Genomic DNA, 21,936 nt, shown 5'->3' with positions numbered 1-21,936 from the left:
ACCATACGACGAGCCGCTCGCTGCAAGTGCGCGACACGCGCTCAGTTTCACATTAGGGGGTTCAACGGTCGCGAGTCACGACTGGTCTCTCGACGAAACCGCGCCCCGGAGACTCACCCTCATTCTGAACATAGGGGGTGACAGCACTCCGACGTCAAGCCCGCGGTCACGACGATCCTCGGAAGGAAGCAGCTGGCCGCGGTGTCTGCACTCTGATCCATCATGGGAACATGACCGATCTCGATGCCCTCGTCCCACCACACGAACCAGCCGAGGACGCCCTCGCGTTCGCGGGGAAGGCGGCCCTGTCGATGGTCCCCGTCCTCGGCCCGCTCGCGGCCGAGACCCTCGCACACTCCCTCGAGAGCCGACAGGCGCAACGCCAGCACGAGTTCAACGTCGCGATCGCCCACGCACTCACGACCGCTATCGAACAGCTCGACGAGTCCACCACGATCGAAGACGTCATCGGCTCGGACGAATTCATCGCCGCGGTCACCCGCGCGCAACGCGCGGCAGCCGAGACAGCGAGCCAGCAGAAACGCCAACGCCTCGCTGCCGCCGTCGCGAACGGCGGCAGCTGGGCTCCGTTCGCCGCGACCGAACGCGAGCAGTTCACCCGTCTCGTCGACGAGTTCGACGCCCTTCACATCTGGCTGCTGCACTACTTCACAGACCCCGCCAGCTGGCTCCAAGCACGAGATCTCTACCAACAACACGCGAACACCAGCATGGGCGGCATCGATGGCCCGCTCGGCTCCGCCTTCAACGTCCCCCCGCACGTCTGGGACGGCCCCGTGAAACAGGCCGCCACCGACCTCGACCGCAACGGCCTGGCCTCCATCCCGCTTACGACGATGATGACCGCGCAAGGCATCTTCGGCCCGCGCACGTCCGACAAGGGCCGGCGTTTCCTCGCCTTCATCAACGAAACCGACTCGATCGCCGCGGACGCCCCCACCGAGATCTGACAATGACCAACCTCGCTTGGATCGGCTCGTCGCCGTCGACGGAGGAACCCGGCAGCAGTTCGTCTCGCAAAGCTTGTCTCGGATGGGGCCTCGTCGAGACAGACCTATGAGACTCGAGCCTGCGGGGAACCGCGGGCTCGGGTCTTGTCTCGTTCAGGAGATGTCTATGAGACTCGGCTCACGGCGTCGTGGCGAGAATGTCGCGCACCGTCTGGGCTGCGTTCGTGGCCGCACGAAGGCTGCCGATGAGCTCGTCGAGGGCCTCGTCCAGACCAGCCTTGGCTTTCTTGTCGGTCCGCCAGTAGCCACCCTTCGGGCCTCGCGTGCTGTAGATCCAGCCGTCGTCGATCGCGTCCTGTAGCACCGCGACGGTCGAAGCAGTCGACAGACCGCCCGTCGCCGCGCTCAGCGTGCGGACGGAAGCGACCCGGTCGCCCGGCGCAGCCTCCTCGATTCGCCGTCGCAGCTCCTCGCGCGCCTCGTTCATCAGACCCATGACCCCTCCATCGGTTTGCTCGCTTATATCGCGATAGTTTTGATCATTGGGTTAAGCATCGCATACATTGCGAGTTATGCAAGGTATTCACACCAATGCGTCGACCGCAGGCGGCAGAAGACCCGATCGGCCCCATGGAGCCGATCGGGTCTTCTGCCGCGAGGTCCTCTCAGATGGCCAGGCCAGCCGGCAGAATCCCGCGGATCTCGTCGATGGCGACGGCTCGTGCACTGTCGAGCGCTGCTTCGGACTGCCCCCGGAAGAGTGGATGGCGGACGTCGATGATCTCGTCCAGTCACCCCTGAACGTCGAGCTCGATCATCGTCGCTCCCGCTGCGGCCGCACGGTCTGCGTGACCGCGAATCACGCGCGTCGTGCGCTCCTGGATCGTCCGCACAACGAGCTCGGCAACCTGACGCGAGTCGAGGTCGTTCCACGAGACGGGTGTTCCGAAATCTACATCGTTGATCTGGGCCTCGAGCGAGTCGAGCGGCGACTGGTCCTCCGGGCAGATGTGGCCGCGGACGTATCCCGAGTCGAAGACGGCGTTCCACCGATCGGCGTCCGCCATGTCGACGGCGGTGCGCCCGCATCGGCTGCAGATCAAGAGCTCGCCACCGAGCATCACCGCGGTTCGCCGACGGATCGGGGTCGTCGGCTCCGACGAGGTTCGCCGGGCGGCTCTGCGAGCGACCTTCGCTCGCTTGCGGGACACGGTGTTCGCGGAACGGTTCTTCTTCATGATGACTCCTGTTTCGACGCACGGTTCACCCAGGTCCGGGTGAGTGATGCGAGCGCCGGCCGGAGCGGAGGATCTATCCAGAGCGGATCATGATCGCTACGCAACAAGAGTCTTCAAGTCAACGGCGTTCGAGATGAACCTAGCAGACGGTTCGTCGTTTGTGCACGTATACGAGCGGATCTTGTTGCTCCTGCCATTCGGACGAAGCGAGCTCAACTGGCTCGAGGATGACGGTCGCGCGCTGCCGCTCGCCCCAATGTCGCCCGCATCGATTAACCTCGACAAATCAAGCGAGAGTGGGGGCGCAACCATGCGCAGTCATGACATGGCTGAGCACGTCTTCGCCGGCTGGGAGCCGGTGAACGTCATCAGCGACGAAGACCGCGAGGTCATCCAGATCCTCACGAAGCTCGGCGCGCGTGACCTCGCGTCTCGGGAGATCGTCGAAGCAAAGCTCAAGTCAATCGAAGGCGATCTCGTGCCGACCTGTGGATGCGGCTGGCGCGGTTTCGCAGATACCTGGATGCCAGCCTCCTCCCGCGAGCATCTGACCGGCCAGCAGTTCATCTCGCACCAGCACAACGCGCGGATGGATGCGATTCAGGGCAAGTTCGGTGCACGCGTCGCAGCGTCTGCTTTCGACTACGCTGCCGACGCGTGGCCTGGCGACCCTGAGGTGGCACAGTGGCTTCGCGCGCAAGCGGAGTATCTGCGCGACGCAGGTTACTACGTCGGAGAGCAGTGGCCGGATACCTGACCGACCCCGTGGAACGCCGTGCCGGATCCTCTAGACTTCCGGCACGATGTTCCATCAAGCCCGTGCAACGCGGGCAAGCCAGACGCTCGCCCCATTCCCCTACTCAGCCCGATAGCGAGACCGACACCGTTGCCGCTCAGGGAACCTGCTCGCGGTGGACGTCGACGTACGCCCGATACACCTGCTTCGGGATCACTCCGCGATCGGCGACCACGTAACCCTGCCCGCGCGCCCACGAGCGCATCTGCAGACGCTCTTCGAAGGTGGTCGTCGGGAAGATGCGCCTGGACGGCGGCCCTGCGACCTTGCGCCCCACCGCGACGTACGGGCGCAGGAGCTCGGAGAGATCCTGCGCCTCCGTCTCAGTGAGGTCGATCTCGTACCAGCTACCGGCGGACCCCAGCTTGACGGTGGAGGCGTTTTCCTCGCCGCTCAGATCCGAGACTCGGATGTTGCGAGTAACCATGTCGGTTCCTTTCGGTGATACCCCTCGAACACATTGCCCGAGGGTCTTCGCCGAGCTACGCCCGCTGATGCGGCTTCTCCCGCGAAAGTCATCACTTCGTCTGCCAGGTTCCATTCGGACTAACGTCCGCGTCGACTTCTCCCGTGATCACCGTGGTCGTGCCTGCTCCGCCGTTCTGGCCTCCGCCAAGGAGCACCGCCACATACGCCGTGGCGAGGACTTCTCGATAGCCCATACCTTCGAGCACATCCGTGTGGGGGAACTGCAGCTCGGGCGATCCATCGGTGTCCTGCGGGTCCTCGCTGCAGTCATCCACGATGGTCAGAGTGCTGCCGTCAGAGGTGATGTAGACGGTCTCATACTCGATCTCGTCGTCACTCGGCACGGTGTCGACGACCTCCACTCGGTCGGCGGTGATGCCGCGGGTGAGCGACGCCGCGACGTTCTGCATCGGCTCAGCGTCGATGCTCGGCGTCGGAGTGGCAAGCGCGTCGAGTCCATTCGACGCGTAGGTCACTTCGGCGTCCAGGCGGCAGATCCCGGTCGTGAACGCCTCGGTCGTCACCCTGTACTGCTCGATCGCGATCGTGCGGTCTGCCGGCACTACTGCCGACAGGTCCTCAGAGAGTTGCACGACGATCGGGCTGTCTGCGTCTGTCGAGACGAACGGCACCTGCTCGTCCTGGTTGACGACGCGCGCCTCATCGAACTGATAGACGCTCCCGGTCTCCGCCTCAGCTGTGTCCGTACTCGATTCAGCGCTCTGCGATGACGCAATCGTGCCGCTATCTGCTGTTCCGCACGCTGCAAGAGCAAGGCTGATGCCTGCAATACCGACAATGGTGCCAGCCGATCGAGACCTCAGTCGCGTGGTCTTCATGGTTCTTCTTCCCCCCGAAACAAGTTGTGACTCATAGTCCGTGGACTGGAAGTCATCATATCGATTCGCTTGAAGACATGACGAGTCCCGCGCACCGACGTGCCTTCGGAGAGAATCTCCGTGCACTGCGGCAAGAGCGCGGCTACGGCTCTCAGGAGGCATTCGCCCACCACGTCGACCTGGATCGCACCTACATCAGTGGGCTGGAGCGCGGGACCCGGAATCCCACTCTCGACGTCATCGTCAAGCTCGCACGAGGACTCGACGTGAAGCCGTCGGAGATGCTCGAGACGATCGAGCCCTGATCGGCGACCTCATCACTTGCATCCGCGACGCGTGGGCTCGTGCCCGCACTCCATAGGTGTCACCGGGCATAAGTACCCGATAATGGAGCCATGGCACGCACCCCATCCCCCGCCGCAGCTCACATCGGGTCACGCATCGCCGATCTCCGTAAGGCCCAGGAACTGTCGGTCGACGGTCTGGCCTACAAGAGCGGGATCGACAGCTCCAACATCCGGTCGTACGAGACGGGACGTTCGCTGATGAACGTTCGCTCCTTGGTCCGGATCGCAGCCGCGCTGGCCGTAGACCCAGGAGAGCTGCTGGAGGGCGTGGAACCCGCGATGTTCGACCAGAACTCCTGACCGCGGCGACAGGGGACTCACACATGATCGAGTACCTGACCGGCCACGAGCCCAACTTCTGGGAGCCGGACCCCGGCGTGGGCTCGCACCGCTTCGCCCTCGGAAACGTGTCACGGTCGAGCGCTGCCGGTGCACCGCCCCTCATCGCGATCGGCATGAACCCGTCGCACGCGGCCGAGACGCAGGCCGACCGGACCGTGAACCGGCTCATCGAGGCCAGCGTCCACCACGGCTACTCGGGCTGGGTGATGCTGAACCTGTATCCGGAGCGCTCGCCCCAGCCGAACCAGCTCTCAGCGTATGACGCCAGGCTCTCGGCGCTGAACTGCGCTGCGATCGAGCAAGTGCTGCTGAAGCACGGCTCAACCGAAGTACTCGGCGCGTGGGGCAACACGCCGCACAAGACGCTGAAGCGCGCTAAGCTCGACGTCCAGTCGCTGCTCGATCGGATGGGCGTGAAGGTATTCACTTGGGACCCGCTGACGAAGCAGGGCAACCCCCGGCATCCGAGCCCGCCCGGTCGACCGCTGCCGATGCTCGGACCAAAGGTCTACGTGAGCTGACGCGGAAGCGCAGCGCTTGACGACACTCAGGTCGCCGCACATAGGCTCAGCGTCATGGAGTACGAGGAACTCGGCGACGTCGATGGCGTGCCAGTGCGCGTGCCCACGAGCGACAACTACCGCACGTGCTCGGTGTGCGGAGGCGACTGCGAACCGGACACGGCGTTGAGCGCCGACGGCACGGGCGTGCGGATCGCGTTCGTTTGTCCTGAGCACGGGGCGCAGAGCATCGTCGACCCGTTCAGCGATCGGCGATAGCCCGCATCGCGCCGCTTGTCGCCGGCCACATACGTCAGGCAGATCAGCGGGAAGGCGGAGTTGGGCGCATAGAGCGCCCAACGGCGCTCATGCAACCTCGTCAGCAGCACAGCGCACACGGATCTCGTCGAGCACCGCGCTCTCTCTCGCATTGACGTTGTTACCAAGCTCGCGGTCAGTCTCAGCTCGACGTCCATCGTGTGTCAAACCCGTGATGTCACCGGCATCGGGCATAATCTCAACTGGACGGCGTTAGACTGTAACGAGATCGGTGACACTGGTTGCACGTAGAGTACAAAGACAACAAGCTCGCGAAGCTGTGCACGGACGAGCGCGAGATGCAGAAGAAGCGCCCTGACATCAAGAAGAAGCTCCGGCTCCGGATAAAGGCCCTCGAGAACTCGGAAACCCTCGGCGACCTGCCGGATGACGACCCAGGGGGAGCTTGGCACGATCTCAAGGGGAAACGGGCCGGGACATGGGCCGGAGAGCTCAGCGGCAACTGGCGACTGATCGTGGAACCAAACCCCAATTCGCTGACTGCCGTTGATGTCACCGTCGTTGACATCGAGGACTACCACTGAGGAAGGAGAGACCATGACCGCCACCAACTACGCCGTCGCTCCCGGGGAGTACCTGGAGGAGTGGATCGAGGACAACGGGCTCTCTCAGCAGCGCGTGGCCGAACTCCTCGGAAGTAGCCGCAAGCAGGTCAACGAGATCGTCAACGGACGAGCCCCGATCACGAGCGACACTGCGATGCGCCTCGAGCGTGTCGTCGGCATCCCTGCGAAGACCTGGCTCCGCTACGAGGCTCTCTACCGCGCCGACCTCGCCCGCATCGCCGACGAGGAGGACCTGGCCCAGCACGTAGACGTGATCGCTCCCGCTGCGATCTCGTACCTGCGAGGGCTCGGCGCGACCACCGCCACCAAGCGGTCCCCAGGCCGGCTCGTCTCGGACTTCCTTGCGTTCCATCGCTGCGGCACGTGGGAGGCCTACCTGCACCTTCATGAGGAAGCATCGAAGGGCGACTATGCCCTTGCCGCCCTCAAGGACTCGAAGTCGGTGCTCGAGCCGACGCTGTTGTCGTCCTGGTTGCGCGCGGCCGAACTGACCGAAGCGTTCGAGCGGGGCCGCCGCCTCGACTATGACGCCGATCGTCTCCGGGGAGCCCTGCCGGCTCTTCGCTCCCGTGCGGCGACGCCGGACTCGACCATGATGCGCGACCTCGCCAACATGCTCCTGGACGTGGGAGTCGTCCTCCTAGTGGTTGAGCCGCCCGCGAAGCTTCCGCTGATGGGCATGACCCGCTGGATCGATAGGAGAGTGCCCGTCATTCAGCAAACCGGTCGTTGGGGCCGGGACGGCTTTGCCATCTGGACGCTCTTCCACGAGATCGGCCACGTCCTCAACGATCCGCGCGGCGAGATGCACGTCGAGTACAGCACGGAGAAGAAGCGCAACACCGCTGCAGAGAAGGGTGCCAACGCATTCGCGACCGAGATCCTGTTCGGAGGAGACGACGTGGTCGAGCAGTTCCGCGGTTTGTCGTATGACCGGGAAATTGAACGCAAGGCGCGCGAGATTGGCATCGCTCCTGGTCTCGCCGTGCACCAGATGCATCGACGCAGGTGGCTCGCCTACAACTACGGCAACAGGCTCTGTGTCGACCTGACCGGCACGTACACACAGTAGCGAGCGGGAGTATGTCACTGGAGCTCTCGAACTTGCTACTGCTCGATACGAATGTGTTGTCGCCTGAGAAGCTGGCAGAGAACGTCTCGTGGAACAGTTTGACGCTTGTCACGGCGTCGACCTCCGCTCAGGAAGTCCTGGGGATGCAGAGACCGGACCGGGACGCGCGTTACCGATACGCGCTGCCCGTGGTGGACAGCCGCCTCAGATTACGTGCCGAAACGCCCCCCGATCAGTACTTGCGCTGGGCCTCCGAGCACGCGAAGTACGCACCGGTCTCGAGGCAGACCGACAGCCGCATCGTGCCCGCTTCCCGACTCCGCGGGGAGTCGCGCGAACTTGGGCACACAGCAATTGCGATAGCTCACGAGAAGGGTCAAGATCGGCTCTTTCGCGCATTCGCCTCCAGAGGGTTACGGGCCAAGCAACTCGGAAGAGTGCTGGAAAAGTGGGAGTTCATGCGCTCGGAATTGGATGCGGTGATACCCCTCGACGACGCCATCGTCGCGCGCGCTATTGCCCTGGCGAATCAGTTCGTCAATAGTGGCCTGCATGTGAAGGGGACCATACGCAACACCATGAACGACATGTACGTTGCCGCCACGTCCCTTGTCACGGGGATCCCGCTGGCCACCAACGACACGCAGCTCAAGGTCTTCTATCGCGAGTACGGCTGGACGGTCAACAGCGAGGATGATCTGTACATCGCGTCGCCCGTGCGGTCGCCTGATGTCGCAGCCTCGGACAACGCATCAGCGCAGAGGGGCGATCGCTACGTCAACCAACCTCTGGGGTTACGCTCGCGCTTCAATCAAACGCCACCGCTCGGAGGTTGAGCCGCGCAGCACGCTGTTGCCAGACGCCGCCGATCAGTTCCGATTCAGACCGTGCCGCCTCGCGTTCAGCGCGAGCTTGAAGTGACTTTCGGCCTCATCGATCACACGCGTTGGCGTCGCCGGCTCGAAGACACGCAGGATGGAATAGCGGAACGTCGCCGGGTCCATGCCGCGCAGCTCGACGTTGCTGCCGTGCCCGTGGCCGCGCACGCGCCCCAACGCTGGCGGACGCCTCGAGCGTCAGAGAGTCATTCGAGAGTCAGGCTCCCGAACGCAGAGCGAAAGACCTCAGCGTCGTCTTGAATCTCGCTCTCCGGCCCGTACTGATAGCTGACCATCCGGACGCGCGCGCCTTCCGTGCGGTTGTAGAAATAGGTCGTGTACTGCGCGTCTTGCGGAGCTGCGCGCAGCTGCACGAACTGCCCCAGCGGTAAGGGCGACTGCGAACCATCCTTGGTCAAATACAGGTCCCCGTCGATCATCTCGTCCCCGACGTTGAACTCTCTGGTCTTGAATGGAGATCGGGTCCCGACCGCCACTTCTGCCGTTTGTACGCGCCCGTCACGCCGCAGTTTGGAGCCACCGGCACGGACGAGGACCAGCTGCGCCCAGACGTTGCCGAGTATCTGCCGCAACTCACTGAGGTCCGACTCAAGGGACACCACCTGCGCCCGCCATTCCGCGTCCGAGGTGTAGCCGGTGTGGCCCAGCCAACGATTACGCTTGGTGTTCACCTCGTTGAGCTTCTTGACGAGGTCTTTCGAGACCAGCCGCTCTATTCCACCCTGGCCGAGGTCGGCGAAGGTCCTGCGCACGCGAGCGATCTCATCGGCGTCACCTTTTTCGAGCGTTCGACGGAACTCCTTCGAAACGCGTTCGATGATGATCACCCAAGTGCCAAACGAGGCTCGTTCGATGCCCATGTTCTGCTGCCGCAACGTCTCTCCGATGGCAGCCTCGACTTTGCCACTGTGCCCGAGATCCGTGCGACTCGCAGAGAGCAGGACGGTGGCATGGAAGGTCGCGATTGCCTCCCACGCATGGATATAGGCACGTTGCTGCTCGCCGGGTGTCGACGCAGTCTCCGCAGTCCACAACGCCGAAGCGATTGGGTACGGCAGCTGGTCCAGCCAGGCGCTGAGCGAGTCCTCGAATGCACTCGCGATTCTGTCCACGACCAACTCCGCGATCTCGGGCGAAGCCCAGACGAGCTCGCGCTGGGCACTCAACTCAGCTTCGAAGGAAGCGAGTCGTTCAGCGGCAGACGCGAGCGCGAGCTGCGTGCCGCGATCCGGCACAGGGACGATGAGCTCATCCGCCCAGCGCATCAAGGAGCTGGCGTCCGACCTGAGTGCATTCAGGACTATCCCGGTGCTGCTGGCATCGATAGCCCGCCGACGACTGGAAACGCCCTGCTCCGAGTTGAGCCAGGCCGTCAAGAAGCTAGCCTCGACCGCCTCGACGTCCACACGGATGGAGAGGACCCGACCGTTGGAGCCTGTGGCCGAGATCTCTGAAGCCGCTTTGCCCTCTTGCGTCATCGGGATGTAGAGGTCCCCGTCTGGCACCGCACCGTCCGAAATCTTCGCTGGCGCAGGGGCGGCCGTGAGCAGGGAGCTCAAGCGGCGTGCTGTCCACCCCTTCGCTTCGATGCTGTTGAGAAACTCACGCGAGTCATCCCCGAAGAAGCGACTCGGGTCGAGGTCAATCGTCTCCCGCGGGTCACCGATCACCGACACCCCAGAGGCCGGCCCATAGCGAGACTCCAGAAACCTGTCGTCGATTGGAGTGTCGGCGTACGTCGTCACAGGCCATGACAGCGGCGAGTCGTCGTTCGACACCCGCTCGAGGCGCGCATCTCGACGAGTAAAGTGCCCAACGGCGATGCTGCGATTGCGCGGGCCCGGTTTGTTCGTCCTCAAACTGGACTCGAGCTCATGAAGTGCCCCGACCGGAATCGATTTGCGGCGCTGCCCTATGGTGAACATCGTCTGCAGATCCGCGATCATCGCCTTGCCGCGGCTGACGTCCTCGGCTCGGTTCGAAAAGGTCAATAGATACAACGGAATCGCCGTGTTCAGCGCGAGCCCCTCCGGGAGACGGGTAACCGACTCCAGCAGACCTGCATCGACGATCCGCTGCCGCACGACAGCAGTCGCACCACCGGCGCTTAGCGCGCCGGGGTGAACCAGAGCGGCGACGCGTCCCCCGCCCTCCGCTGCCGAGCGGAGCTTCTGGAGCGCCAAGGAAATGAACAGCCAGGTGCTGTCGGAGCGCTGAGGCAGACCGAATGGAAACTCACCGTGCTTCTGGCGTTCGTCCACTGCATCGGCCGAGTCCCGCCAGTCCACTCCCCAGGGAGCATCGACGATCACCAGGTCGGCACTGAAGTCCTCGAAAGCATCGTGCGCCAATGTGTCCGCCTGGGCGATCTGCGCGTCAGGGACCGTCTCGAAGCGTCGACGGCTCCTGGTCACGGCGGCCTCGTTGATGTCTTGGCCGCGGTAGCGGGCCTGGACTCCCGATCTCTGCAGCGCGTCGACAAGGAGGTATCCGGCGAACCCGAGCCCGGCCGCAGGGTCCCAGATGTTCACCGTCGTGAGGCTCGGGTCAAGTCGGCTGAGGACGCCGACGGCAAGCGTCCGAGCCAAGGACACGGTCGTCGCGTGCTCCACGCCGACCGGTCCTCGGTCGGCGTCCGAATACGGGAGGTCCTGCGAATCCTCGAGCACGGCGTTAATCGCCGGGTGCGGTGCGCTCCTGGTCGCCATCGCCTTACTCGCCCTCATCCTCTCCCGAGTCTGTGGCCGCGCCGTCATCCGAACCGGGGTCCTCTTCCATTCGAAGACGCCGAGACTGGTAGAGGTACTCACCGATGAGCCGGATGAACTCGTCAGCACGCTCGTTCTCGCCCGTCAACGCACCGGTGAGCTTGCCGAACGCGCCCTCGTTCAACACGGCCGCGTCAGTCAGCGTTTCGCGAAGCTCGGGCGAGGCCAAGAACTGATCGACAGCGTTGTGGTCGATCTGGTCAGCGATGCGCTGGTCCTCCTCAGCCATACCGGCGGCCGCGATGATGAAGCCCTCAATCTGCGGGTCGGCGAACTCCGCACCGAAGAGGGCGTTGATCCGTGCGACGACCTGCGACAGGAGTTCCTGCTGCGGGTCGGGTCGAGAGACCCCGGATCCGACGCTGGAGATCCCCCGCAGACCCGGGGTGTCTTGGTCTCCGGACAGGCCGATGTCGGCCCTGCCCTGATCGATCTGGCGAACACGGCGCAACTCGAGCCCGGAGACGTCGGCGTCTATTCCGGAGTCATCGGACGGGAGCAGCCGCGAGAGCTGCCTCAGGAACTCGGCCAGTTTCTCCAGATCGCTGGTGCCGTAGTCGACGACCTGGGACATGAAGTCGTAGAGGCGAACGTAGGAACCGCAGTCCTTGCGGAAGGTCCGCAACTCGTCGAGCGCCTGACTGTCTTGCTCGCCCATCGCCTCGCGCCAGCGATTCACGAACTCATCGCGCGCAGGCGTCACAGCAGCCGCCAGCGCGGCATGTGACTGGTTCGGAGTCCACCATGCCTTCGCATAGCGCTCCACGTCATGTGTCGTGTAGACCCTCGACTGGGCGAGCTTCGTCGCAAGCTGATGCACCAGGTTCGGGTCCGTGGCCGTCTCGACGTGTGCCTCAATGTAGTACGTCAGGAACGCTTCACGAATCTCTACGGGGTCGTTGACGAAGTCGAGCACGAAGGTGCGGTCTTTCACCTCCCCCGACGGCGCACGATACGTGCGGTTGAGCCGCGACAGCGTCTGAACCGCGTGCACATCCGGGAGCTTCTTGTCGACGTACATCGCGCACAACAGCGGCTGGTCAAAGCCGGTCTGGAACTTATCGGCGACGATCATGAGCCGATACTCGGGTCGTCGGAACTCTTTGGCCAGGTCTGAGCCGAGACCGGGGTTCATCGACGCCTCGGTGACGTCGGCCAGGCCATACTCGTCGTCACTGATCTTGTCGGAGAACGCGACGATCGACTGATAGCCGTATCCCTTCTGCGCGAGATACTTGTCAACCTCGACCTTGTACCGGACCGCCGCCTGCCGGGAATCAGTGACGACCATCGCCTTGGCGTTTCCGTCCAGCAGGTGGGCGACGTTGGCACGGAAGTGCTCGACGATGATCTCGACCTTCTGGCCGATGTTCGTCGGATGCAGGTTCGCGAAACGCATGATCTTGCGGGATGCGATGCTGGGATCTACCAGCCGGTCATCGCCTTCGACGATGCCGGTGACGACACCATCGCCACCTCGCTGCTCAATCTCGAACGCCGTCTTGTACGTCTGGTAGCCACGGAGCACGTCGAGGATGAAGCCCTCCTCGATCGCTTGCCGCATCGGATACACGTCGAAGGAAACAGGTAGCCCTTCGTCGTTCTCGCGACCGAAGAGCGCTTTGGTCTTCGCCTTCGGGGTTGCCGTGAACGCCAGCAGCGACACGTTGCGTGCGCCCGCCCGGGCCGCGGTCTCCCCTGCGATCTGCCGCTCCCTGGCGTCCTGTTCATCGACAAGCTCGTTGACGATGTCCTGCTCGTCTAGCTCCTCCTCAACGGCGATCTGCCCACCTTCGGTGAGCACCTTCTTCAGATCCGACGACGTCTTACCCGACTGCGAGGTATGCGCCTCATCGATGATCACCGCGAACTTCTTGTCGCCCAGCGTCGTCTCCAACAGGCCCTTGACGTACGGGAAGGTCTGGATCGTGACGACGATGATCAACGCCGAGCCGGTCAGCGCATCGCGCAGCGCACGCGACTTGGAGCCGCCTGATCGACGCACGGCCGCAGAGTCGATGATGGCGACGGTGCCGACGGTGTCGTCGACCTGCTCGACCGCCTGCTGCAGCTGCGCATCGAGGACACGCCGGTCCGAGACGATCAGGACCTTGTCGAAGATCTTCTCATTGTCACTATTGTGAAGCCGCGCGAGTCGGTGCGCCGTCCACGCGATGGTGTTGGTCTTACCTGACCCGGCGGAGTGCTCGATCAGGTAGCGCCGGCCCGGCTTCTCGTCAGCGATCGTCTCGACAAGCTTCTTGACCGCACGCCACTGGTGGAAGCGCGGGAACATCAGCGTCGTCGAGCGCTTAATCTTTCCCGTGGCGGGGTCCTCATCTGCCTCGGTCTTCAGGAACATCTGCGAGCCGAGAATGCTCAGCCAATTGTCGCGCTGTAGGATCTGCTCCCACAGGTACGATGTGGCAGCGCCCCCCGGGTTCTGCGGGTTCCCGGCAGCTCCGGTGTCTTCATGGCCACGGTTGAACGGCAGGAAGTAGGTCTTCTCCCCCGCCAGCTTCGTCGTCATGTGGACCTGGTCGTCATCCACGGCGAAGTGAACCAGGGCGCGGGTGCCGAAGCCCAGCAGCGGCTGCCCCGCCGGATTCCGGTCGTTCCGGTATTGACTGACCGCTGTGCGCCACTCCTGCTTGAAGAACGACTTCAGCTCGATGGTCGCCACAGGCAGCCCGTTGACGAACAGCACCAGATCGATCGAGCGGTTGTCCCCGCGCTTCGGCGAGAAGTGCACCTGGCGGACGACGCGCAGCCGGACCTTCCGATAGTGCTCGGTCGTCGTCGAGTTCTGAGTCGTGGCCGGGCGGAACTGGCACATCCGAAGGTGCGCAGTCGCGCCGCGGGTGTGCGAGAACTTCCTCCGCAGCACGTTGAGCGTCCCGCCACCCGAGCTCATCGGCGTCTCTAGACGTGCGACGAGAGAAGACAGCAGAGCCTCGCGGTCGGCGGCCTCAGCGCCGGTGCCGACACGGACGACCTTGGCGTACTCGTCAGGCTGCGTCTCGCTCAGCCACCAGTGCACGTCCTCGGGCCAGATCGCCCGCTCGACGTCATAGCCGTCGTCGGTCTCGCTGTACTCCCACCCGTTCGCGGCGAGATGCTCGGCGATCTCTCGCTCGAACGCCTCCTCGCGGGTGCCATCAGGTGCTGCCATTGTCAGCTCACTTTCCATGCCGTGCGTACGTCGATCTGGCCTGTTACTGCCGCCGTGACCAACGCCGAGCGACGCTCCTTGGCGAGGGCGATGTGCTCCTCCGCCTTGGCGACCAGAGCATCGATCTGGGCCGTCTCGGACTTGATCCGCGCAGCGGCGGTTCGCTGCTCCGTGAGGGACGGGACAATCACCTCGATATCTGCCAGGTCCTGCCAGTAGAGACGCCACTGGGATGGTCGAATGCCCCGCGAGCGGAGCCGATACTCCAGAACCATCTCCGGCGACCGCAGACGGAAGTGGGCATATTCGGGATCCAGGTCCGGCGTCGTCGGGCGCAGCACCTCGTAGTCCCCGCTGACGATTCCGCGATGGGCTGAGATCCCCAACGACCCCTGCCACGCCTTCATCTTGTTGACAACCAAGTCGTCGGGCCGAACCAGAAGATAACGATCGACGTTCTCAGGCGTCTTGTTGAAATTGTCCGTTCGGGAAGACTTCGGGATGACGCCGTATTCGCGGTAGACCGACAACACCTCTTCATCGGGTTTGCTCGCCTCGATCGAGGGGCGGTACAGCCATCGCAAGCGCCGCGTCTCACCATCGACGTCCGCCAACACGTGGTCCAGCACTGACCGTTTGCGTTCGGCCAGATGCGTAAGCAGCTCCTCCTGCTTCACCACGAGGGCGTCGATCTGGGCCGTCTCGTGGTCCAGGTAGTCGGCGATGGCGCATTGTTCGTCGGACGGCGGAACTGGCAACATGATCGACTTCAACGCGCCCTGAGTGAGCTTGTCACGGGTTGCTCCCGTGATCACCGTCGAGTAGTCAACCGCATTCAGCCCATAGGCCAGCCAGCGACCGTCGATCCCCGAATTCGGAAAAAGGACGTGAATATGGTTGTTCGGCCAGATCGGTTCATCGATGTAAAACGCCACCGGCTTGTCCCGATCGTAGAAGGGTGCGCCGTCCTCGCCCACGAGTACGACTGGACGACTTACCTTGGCGCGATTCACATAGTCCTGGATGGCGTTCGCGCCCCAGTACGGGATGTCTCCCTGCATGTTGGCGCGCTCGGTCGCGTTTACGGGCTCCCGAAGGTCGTCACGACAAATAGCGAGTCGACGCAGCGGCATCCGCTGCCAACCCTGCTGCGCTGCGGGGCTCATCCCTCCTCCACCTCACGCAGCAGAGTCATGATCTCACCCACGACCCGCTCAAGGTCGGCATCGATCTCGTCAAGCGCCCGGGGCGGCTCGTATGTGTAGAAGTGCCGGGTGAAGGGGATCTCGTAGCCGGTCTTCGTCTTCGACCAGTCGATCCACGCGTCGTCGACGTGCGGCTTCACTTCGGCGTCGAAGTAGGCCTGCACGGTCTCCTGCTGAGCTTCGTGCGTCTTGGGGTGCCCGCCCCATCCGAACGGGACGTTCTCGGTGTCGCGCAGCGTGGCGTCTGGTTCGGGGTCGCCCTTCTGGGCACCCGAGGCGTACACGCAGATGTCGGCATCTTCGTCGTGGACGCCGATGGTCTGCCACAGGGTCTTGCGCTGCGCCGGAGTCAGGCGGAGGCCATGGTCGCCGAGATGTTTGCCCAGTGCCAGATTGAACTTCTCCCGGTTCAGGTACGGCTGGTCACCGAATGACTCGAGCGACTCGACCAGCCCTGTGATCTTGCCGAGCGTCTTGTGCTCGGTAACGGCACCGATGGTCTCCGAGGTGCACTCGAACCGGAGCTGGAGCGGCCGCTCGACCGTGACGGCCCAGTAGGCGAAGTCGAGGTTGTCGAACACCTTCACGGGCACTTTGATGTCCGACGTCTCGCCCTCGGTCCCGGCGAAGGCCCGCACGATCGCCTCGCGACCCTCGTCGGCGATCTCGACGCGCTTGGAGCCGATGGACTTCCGCAACTTCGACCCGAGCCCGGTGGCGTCGATGAGCTGCACCTTGCCCTCGCGTGCTTCGGGCTTCGCGTTCGACAAGATCCACAGATACGTGGCGATTCCGGTGTTGTAAAACATGTCGTTCGGGAGCGCGACGATGGCCTCCACGAGGTTGCGCTCAAGCAAGTGACCGCGGATGTCGGACGGCCCGGACCCCGCGCCGCCATTGAACAGCGGCGAACCGTTGAGGACAATGCCGGCCTTCCCGCCACGGCCCGTCTCGTCGACGTCGCGCATCTTCGATGCCACGTGCAGCAGGAACAGCATTGCCGCGTCGCCGACTGCAGGGAGGCCGGGCGCGAAGCGTCCCTGTCCGCCGCGATCGTGCTCGTTCTTCACGACGGACTCGACGGCCTTCCAATCCGTGCCGAATGGCGGGTTGGACAGGACGTAATCGAAGCGGCGGTCCTCGAACTTGTCGATGACGAGCGTGTCGCCCTGGCGGACGTTCGAGGGGTCCTGGCCCTTGATCAGCAGGTCGGCTTTGCAGATCGCGTAGGTGCGCGGGTTGATCTCCTGCCCGAACAGCGCAGTGGAGGCGTCAGGGTTCAAGCCATGGAGGTGTTCGTCGGCGACGGTCAGCATGCCACCTGTGCCAACCGTGGGATCGTAGATCGACCGCACGGTGCCGCGATCTCGTAGCGCCTCGGTGTCCTCGGCGTAGACCAGGTCGACGAGCAGGCGCACCACGTCGCGGGGCGTGTAGAACTGGCCAGCACCGTCATTGGCGGACTCGGCGAACCGATAGATGAGGTTCTCGAAGAGGTCACCCATGTCGGCGTTGGAGACCGCGTCAGGCGACAAGTCGATCTTGTCGAAATGACGGACGACCTGTGCGAGCCGGTCGCGCTCGTCGAGCGTGCGGATGACGTTCTCGAACCCGAAGGACTTGAACACGTCCAGGTTTGCAGAGAAGCCGCCCACGTAGTCGATGAGGTTCTCGGCGAGGTTATCCGGGTCCTGCAGCGCCTTCTTCAGCGTGTAAGCGCTGGTGGTCCAGAACGACAACCCGGCGCTGTCCTCTGTGCGGGTCGCGATCTTCAGGTGCGTGCGTCGCTGCTGCTCACCAGCGTGCTTCGCGACGATCTCAGCCATCGTGTCGCGGTGTTGCTCCATGACGCACTCCAGGCGGCGCAGCACCGTGAACGGCAGGATCACAGACCCGTATTCGGCCTCCGCGTAGGGGCCACGGAGCGTGTCGGCGACACTCCACACGAAACTCGACAAGACTGACACGACGTACTGACTCCGGACCTCGTTGCGATGATGTGGCCAAGGTATGGCTACCCCCAAACCTACCGAGACCTGCCGACATTTGAGACTCGCCGTCCCCGACCTGGCGACGTCGTCGCGCGCTTACTAAAGCTCCGCGCGCCACCGAGTGATGGACTCCTCTGCTACCGGAAGCGGTCGAGGGGAAGCGACGGTCGCCGCGCAGCAATCCGGCATAGCTGTGAGCACTGTCACCTGAACTCGCCTTCGGTCGTCGTTGGAGCCCGGTTCGATCCCCCTCCACGCCCGAGATACGCTCGTAGGCGAGGGCCGCCGCTCCCCCGCGATCCCAGTCATTCCAAGAGATCTGTTTACCCACCTCTTAAGTCAACAGTCTCCCCGGACACCGCGGTCAGATGGGAGAGCCCGCTCGTGAGCATCGCATCGTTCAGCTCCGGCGACACGGCTCGGGTGTCGCCGACGGCAAGCCCTGGCAGCAGGCCGGCGCCCGGCTCCGGCAGCATCGTCGCCCGTGCGGCGAAGTCGCTGCGCGTCTGCGCGGCCACGGCGAAGACGCCTTCGGCCGGTGACACGATCTCCGCCTCGTTCGCGAACACCACGAGCACAGCCCCCTCTCCGGCATCCGTCGCCATGGCCTGCCCGCTCACCCGGATCAGCGCGCCCAGATCCGCGCCAGCCGTGGGCTCCACTCCGATCCGCACCGGCGCATCCAGCTCGACCGTCTCTCCCGCGCGGCTCACCGTGAGCGTCTGTGCGGCGAACCAGAGCCGCCCGTCGGCTCCGATGGACGAGGAGGACGACACCCGCGCCTCGAGGACGATGTACCGCCCGTCCACCGCTGCCAGCTCCGCCCTCACAGGTCCCGCGAGCGACGCTGATACGGCGACACCCGCGCCGACCGCTGCGACCACCACGAGCAGTGCCGCTCTCGTCGCCGCCTTCCCCCGCCGCACCGCGAACAGCAGCGCCACGACGGCGCATGCCCCGGCCACGCCAAGCACGCCGCCGACGGCCTTCGGCAGCGAGACGCACACCAGCGCGGCGGCCCAGGCGCCCCCGGCGACCGGCAGCATCCGCAGATCGCGCCCTTTCATACCCTGACCTGGCCTCGAAGCCCCTCCAGCAGTTTGGTGCCGATACCTGGTACCGCGAGCAGGTCGTCCACGGAGGCGAAACGACCGTTCTCCTCCCGCCACTGGATGATCCGCTGCGCGAGCGCCGGGCCGATCCGCGGGAGCGTCTCCAGCGCAGACTGGTCGGCCGTGTTCAGGTCGATCACGCCGTCGGCGGTGACGCCCGACGCGGTGCTCTCCCCCGCCGTCGCAGCACCCAGGGCAGGGACGACCACCTGCTCGCCATCCGCCAGAGGGCGTGCGAGATTGACGGCGCCGAGATCGGCCTCCTCCAGCGTTCCGCCCGCCGCCGCCAGTGCATCGGCAACGCGTGCGCCCTGCTCGAGGACGTAGAGGCCGGGGCTGGCGACCTCCCCGAGCACATGCACGTAGAGCTCCGCCGGCACGACGGCTGCGCCCTCTTCATCGCTCTGCTCGATGACCTGCCCTGGCGCGGCCTGTCCGCGGATGATGCCGAGCCCGACAGCGCCGGACAGCACGACAAGACCGGTCACGACGGCCGCGCCGATGCTCAGCCGCAGACGCGACGTGGCGCGCGGGGGTGGTTCGGTTTCTTGCGGCACGCCGCCACGCTACGGCGGGAGTCCGGCCCAGCCGGCCTTCATCCGGCGCGGATCCCCGCATCCGTGGACAAGTCGTGAAGATCCCGAACTGTGCAGAGACCTCAGACGTCGCTTCGCGACGTCGCAGCACTCAGCCCTTGACGACGATGCTCACGATCTTCGGTGCCCGGACGACGACCTTGACGATCTCCTTGTCTCCGACCGACCTGATCACGCGCTCATCCGCGCGGGCGAGAGCCTCGAGCTCCTCCGCGCCGATCTTGGCCGACACATCGAGCTGAGAGCGGACCTTGCCGTTGACCTGGACGACAGCCGTGACGGTGTCCTCGACGAGCAGCGCCGGATCGGCGGAGCGCCACGAGACGAGACCGACGGAAGGCTCGTGCCCCAGCAGCTCCCACATCTCCTCGGCCGTGTGCGGCGCGATGAGATCCAGCATGACGGCGATCGTCTCGGCCGCCTCGCGGACAGCGGGATCCGCGGCGCCGGCGCCCGAGTCGATCGTCTTGCGCGTGAGGTTGACGAGCTCCATGAGACGCGCGACGAGGACGTTGAACTTCGTCTGCTCGACGAGCGACGGCGCATCCGCGAGGAGGCGGTGCGTCCCGCGGCGCAGAGCCTGGTCGCCGCCGGCGAAGACGACGTCGACGGGGCTCGCGACCTCCTGCGCGATGCGCAGGGCGCGGGCGAGGAACTTCTGCGCGCCCGTGGTCGAGACGTCGGCCCAGTCCTTGTCGTCCTCCACCGGACCGGCGAAGGCGAGACCCACGCGGAGCGCATCGGCGCCGTGGGCGTCGAGCTCCTCCTGGAAGAGCACGAGATTGCCCTTGGACTTCGACATCTTCGCGCCGTCCAGGATCACCATGCCCTGGTTGATCAGGCTGGAGAACGGCTCGGTGAAGTCGATCAGCCCCATGTCGAAGAGCACCTTCGTGATGAAGCGCGCGTACAGCAGGTGCAGGATGGCGTGCTCGACGCCGCCGATGTAGCTGTCGACGGGCGCCCAGCGATCGGCCTCGGCCTGATCGAAGGCCACCTCGTCGCTGCCGGGCGAGAGGAACCGCAGGAAGTACCACGAGCTGTCGACGAAGGTGTCCATCGTGTCCGGGTCGCGCAGCACCGGATCGCCCGTCGCCGGGTCGGTGGTGCGCACCCAGCCCTCCGCCGCGCCGAGCGGGGAGGCGCCCTTGGGCGACAGATCGAGACCCTCGACGCTCGGCAGCGTGACCGGCAGCTGCTCCTCGGGGACGGGGATGATCCGGCCGTCCTCCGCGTGCAGCATAGGGATCGGGGTTCCCCAGAAGCGCTGTCGCGAGATCAGCCAATCCCGCAGGCGGTAGTTCTTCGCGGCACGACCGGTGCCGGCGGCCTCGAGCTGCTCGATGGTGCGGGCGATGGCCGTGCGCTTGGACATGCCGTTGAGCTCACCGGAGTTGATCAGGCGGCCCTCGCCGGTCAGCGCCACGCGTGTCACCGACGGATGCTGGTCGTCCAGGCTCGGCAGCGTGTCGACGGGGACGCCGTCCTCGTCGACCTCGATGACCGGCATGGCACCGGTGATCGGCGCCGTCGTGTCGACGACGACCTTCACCGGCAGATCGAACGCGAGGGCGAAGTCGAGGTCGCGCTGGTCGTGTGCCGGCACCGCCATGACGGCGCCGTGCCCGTAATCGGCCAGCACGTAGTCGGCCGCCCAGATCGGCAGCCTCTCGCCGTTCACGGGGTTGACCGCGTAACGCTCCAGGAACACACCGGTCTTCGGTCGCTCCGTCGACTGCCGGTCGATGTCCGTCGTCTTCTGCACCTCGGCGAGGTAGCCAGCGAAGCGCTCACGCACCTCCGCCGAGGCATCGGCCGCGAGCTCTGCGGCCAGGTCCGCATCGGGGGCGACGACGAAGAAGGTGGCGCCGTGCAGCGTGTCGGGGCGCGTGGAGAACACCGTGACGGGTTCGTCGCGGCCTTCGATGACGAAGTCGATGTCCGCACCGACGGAGCGCCCGATCCAGTTGCGCTGCATCTGCAGCACCTTGTGCGGCCAGAAGCCCTCGAGCTGGTTCAGGTCGTCCAGGAGACGGTCGGCGTAGTCGGTGATCTTGAAGTACCACTGCGTGAGCTTCTTCTTCACGACCTCTGCACCGCAGCGCTCGCAACGGCCGTCGACCACCTGCTCGTTCGCGAGCACGGTCTGGTCGTTCGGGCACCAGTTGACGGGGCTCTTCTTGCGGTATGCGAGGCCTCGCTCATAGAGCTTCAGGAACAGCCACTGGTTCCAGTGGTAGTACTCCGGGTCCGATGTGTGCAGCTCGCGCGTCCAGTCGAAGGAGACGCCGTACTGCTCGAAGCCGCGCTTCTGCTGGGCGATGTTCTTGTACGTCCACTCGCGCGGGTCAGCGCCACGGCGGATCGCGGCGTTCTCGGCCGGCAGGCCGAAGGAGTCCCAGCCGATGGGGTTGAGCACGTTGTGCCCGCGGTGGCGCCAGAACCGGGCCACGATGTCCGAGTAGAGATAGTTCTCCGCGTGCCCCATGTGCAGGTCGCCGGAGGGGTACGGGAACATCGCGAGCACGTACTTGCGGGGGCGCGTGTCCTCCGCGCCGCCGGCGAGGAACGTCTGGTTCTCGGCCCAGTAGGTCTGCCACTTCGCCTGGAGTGCGTGCGGGGACGGCAGGGCGGATGCGTCGTCGGGCGTGGAGGACAGGTTCTCGGACAAGAGCGAACGGCCAATCTGGGAGTGCAGGGCGTGCGGAATCGCGA

General features: G+C 64.8%; 21 protein-coding genes. 9 read left to right on the top strand and 12 right to left on the bottom strand.

The window, feature by feature from the left end; genetic code table 11:
- Window positions 1-230: 230 nt before the first annotated feature.
- Window positions 231-971: a hypothetical protein gene (locus ACWGJP_RS10495; protein WP_452329737.1), complete on the top strand. Its 741-nt coding sequence runs from the start codon at window positions 231-233 to the stop codon at window positions 969-971.
- Between the two features lie 178 nt (window positions 972-1,149).
- Here the strand turns inward: ACWGJP_RS10495 and ACWGJP_RS10490 are convergent, their stop codons facing one another.
- Window positions 1,150-1,467 carry a hypothetical protein gene (locus ACWGJP_RS10490; RefSeq protein ID WP_452329736.1) on the bottom strand — a complete coding sequence of 106 codons (318 nt, stop codon included), beginning with the start codon at window positions 1,465-1,467 and terminating at the stop codon, window positions 1,150-1,152.
- A gap of 295 nt (window positions 1,468-1,762) precedes the next feature.
- Window positions 1,763-2,209, bottom strand: coding sequence for a hypothetical protein (locus tag ACWGJP_RS10485; RefSeq protein WP_452329735.1), 447 nt, complete (start codon window positions 2,207-2,209; stop codon window positions 1,763-1,765).
- Between the two features lie 133 nt (window positions 2,210-2,342).
- Between ACWGJP_RS10485 and ACWGJP_RS10480 the strand changes: the two genes are divergently transcribed.
- Entirely contained in the window at window positions 2,343-2,966 is a 624-nt protein-coding gene (locus ACWGJP_RS10480; RefSeq protein WP_452329734.1) for a hypothetical protein, read from the top strand.
- 136 nt (window positions 2,967-3,102) lie between these two features.
- Here ACWGJP_RS10480 and ACWGJP_RS10475 read toward each other — a convergent pair whose 3' ends face one another.
- The gene (locus ACWGJP_RS10475) at window positions 3,103-3,432 is read right to left on the bottom strand and encodes an Lsr2 dimerization domain-containing protein (protein ID WP_452329733.1); all 330 of its coding nucleotides are present in this window, start codon (window positions 3,430-3,432) and stop codon (window positions 3,103-3,105) included.
- Window positions 3,433-3,523: 91 nt separating this feature from the next.
- Window positions 3,524-4,312, bottom strand: a complete 789-nt coding sequence (locus ACWGJP_RS10470; protein WP_452329732.1) for a hypothetical protein — start codon at window positions 4,310-4,312, stop codon at window positions 3,524-3,526.
- Window positions 4,313-4,389: 77 nt separating this feature from the next.
- Between ACWGJP_RS10470 and ACWGJP_RS10465 the strand changes: the two genes are divergently transcribed.
- The 7 genes from ACWGJP_RS10465 (at window position 4,390) to ACWGJP_RS10435 (ending at window position 8,314) form a co-directional block, all read left to right on the top strand.
- Entirely contained in the window at window positions 4,390-4,617 is a 228-nt protein-coding gene (locus tag ACWGJP_RS10465) for a helix-turn-helix domain-containing protein (protein WP_452329731.1), read from the top strand.
- A gap of 90 nt (window positions 4,618-4,707) precedes the next feature.
- The gene (locus ACWGJP_RS10460) at window positions 4,708-4,959 is read left to right on the top strand and encodes a helix-turn-helix domain-containing protein (protein ID WP_452329730.1); all 252 of its coding nucleotides are present in this window, start codon (window positions 4,708-4,710) and stop codon (window positions 4,957-4,959) included.
- A 23-nt stretch (window positions 4,960-4,982) separates the two neighbouring features.
- Window positions 4,983-5,522 (top strand): DUF1643 domain-containing protein, encoded by a 540-nt coding sequence (locus tag ACWGJP_RS10455; RefSeq protein WP_452329729.1) that lies wholly within the window; start codon window positions 4,983-4,985, stop codon window positions 5,520-5,522.
- A 54-nt stretch (window positions 5,523-5,576) separates the two neighbouring features.
- Window positions 5,577-5,780, top strand: a complete 204-nt coding sequence (locus ACWGJP_RS10450; protein ID WP_452329728.1) for a hypothetical protein — start codon at window positions 5,577-5,579, stop codon at window positions 5,778-5,780.
- Between the two features lie 281 nt (window positions 5,781-6,061).
- Window positions 6,062-6,364 carry a type II toxin-antitoxin system RelE/ParE family toxin gene (locus ACWGJP_RS10445; protein WP_452329727.1) on the top strand — a complete coding sequence of 101 codons (303 nt, stop codon included), beginning with the start codon at window positions 6,062-6,064 and terminating at the stop codon, window positions 6,362-6,364.
- Window positions 6,330-7,478 carry a HigA family addiction module antitoxin gene (locus ACWGJP_RS10440; protein WP_452329726.1) on the top strand — a complete coding sequence of 383 codons (1,149 nt, stop codon included), beginning with the start codon at window positions 6,330-6,332 and terminating at the stop codon, window positions 7,476-7,478. Before ACWGJP_RS10445 ends, ACWGJP_RS10440 begins: the two co-directional genes overlap by 35 nt.
- Window positions 7,479-7,489: 11 nt before the next feature.
- A complete protein-coding gene (locus ACWGJP_RS10435; RefSeq protein WP_452329725.1) occupies window positions 7,490-8,314 on the top strand; it encodes a type II toxin-antitoxin system VapC family toxin in 825 nt (274 codons plus the stop codon).
- A 33-nt stretch (window positions 8,315-8,347) separates the two neighbouring features.
- Here the strand turns inward: ACWGJP_RS10435 and ACWGJP_RS10430 are convergent, their stop codons facing one another.
- The 8 genes from ACWGJP_RS10430 to leuS form a co-directional block, all read right to left on the bottom strand.
- Complete coding sequence (locus ACWGJP_RS10430) at window positions 8,348-8,524, bottom strand: hypothetical protein (RefSeq protein WP_452329724.1); 177 nt, start codon at window positions 8,522-8,524, stop codon at window positions 8,348-8,350.
- 38 nt (window positions 8,525-8,562) lie between these two features.
- On the bottom strand, window positions 8,563-11,085 hold the full coding sequence (locus tag ACWGJP_RS10425) for an HsdM family class I SAM-dependent methyltransferase (protein ID WP_452329723.1): 2,523 nt from the start codon (window positions 11,083-11,085) through the stop codon (window positions 8,563-8,565).
- Between the two features lie 4 nt (window positions 11,086-11,089).
- The gene (locus ACWGJP_RS10420; protein ID WP_452330364.1) at window positions 11,090-14,317 is read right to left on the bottom strand and encodes a type I restriction endonuclease subunit R; all 3,228 of its coding nucleotides are present in this window, start codon (window positions 14,315-14,317) and stop codon (window positions 11,090-11,092) included.
- A 2-nt stretch (window positions 14,318-14,319) separates the two neighbouring features.
- The gene (locus tag ACWGJP_RS10415; RefSeq protein WP_452329722.1) at window positions 14,320-15,483 is read right to left on the bottom strand and encodes a restriction endonuclease subunit S; all 1,164 of its coding nucleotides are present in this window, start codon (window positions 15,481-15,483) and stop codon (window positions 14,320-14,322) included.
- Window positions 15,480-17,489 (bottom strand): type I restriction-modification system subunit M, encoded by a 2,010-nt coding sequence (locus tag ACWGJP_RS10410; protein ID WP_452329721.1) that lies wholly within the window; start codon window positions 17,487-17,489, stop codon window positions 15,480-15,482. Before ACWGJP_RS10410 ends, ACWGJP_RS10415 begins: the two co-directional genes overlap by 4 nt.
- 347 nt (window positions 17,490-17,836) lie before the next feature.
- Window positions 17,837-18,580, bottom strand: coding sequence for a hypothetical protein (locus tag ACWGJP_RS10405; RefSeq protein ID WP_452329720.1), 744 nt, complete (start codon window positions 18,578-18,580; stop codon window positions 17,837-17,839).
- Entirely contained in the window at window positions 18,577-19,182 is a 606-nt protein-coding gene (locus tag ACWGJP_RS10400) for a ComEA family DNA-binding protein (RefSeq protein ID WP_452329719.1), read from the bottom strand. The genes ACWGJP_RS10405 and ACWGJP_RS10400 overlap by 4 nt, the downstream gene beginning before the upstream one ends.
- A 130-nt stretch (window positions 19,183-19,312) precedes the next feature.
- Window positions 19,313-21,892 carry a leucine--tRNA ligase gene (leuS, locus tag ACWGJP_RS10395; RefSeq protein ID WP_452329718.1) on the bottom strand — a complete coding sequence of 860 codons (2,580 nt, stop codon included), beginning with the start codon at window positions 21,890-21,892 and terminating at the stop codon, window positions 19,313-19,315.
- Between the last annotated feature and the right edge of the window lie 44 nt (window positions 21,893-21,936).

The organism is Microbacterium sp. NPDC055903 (genome assembly GCF_053615555.1).
Note: the sequence above shows the minus strand (reverse complement) of the source record. Positions and strands in the feature narration are given on the sequence as shown.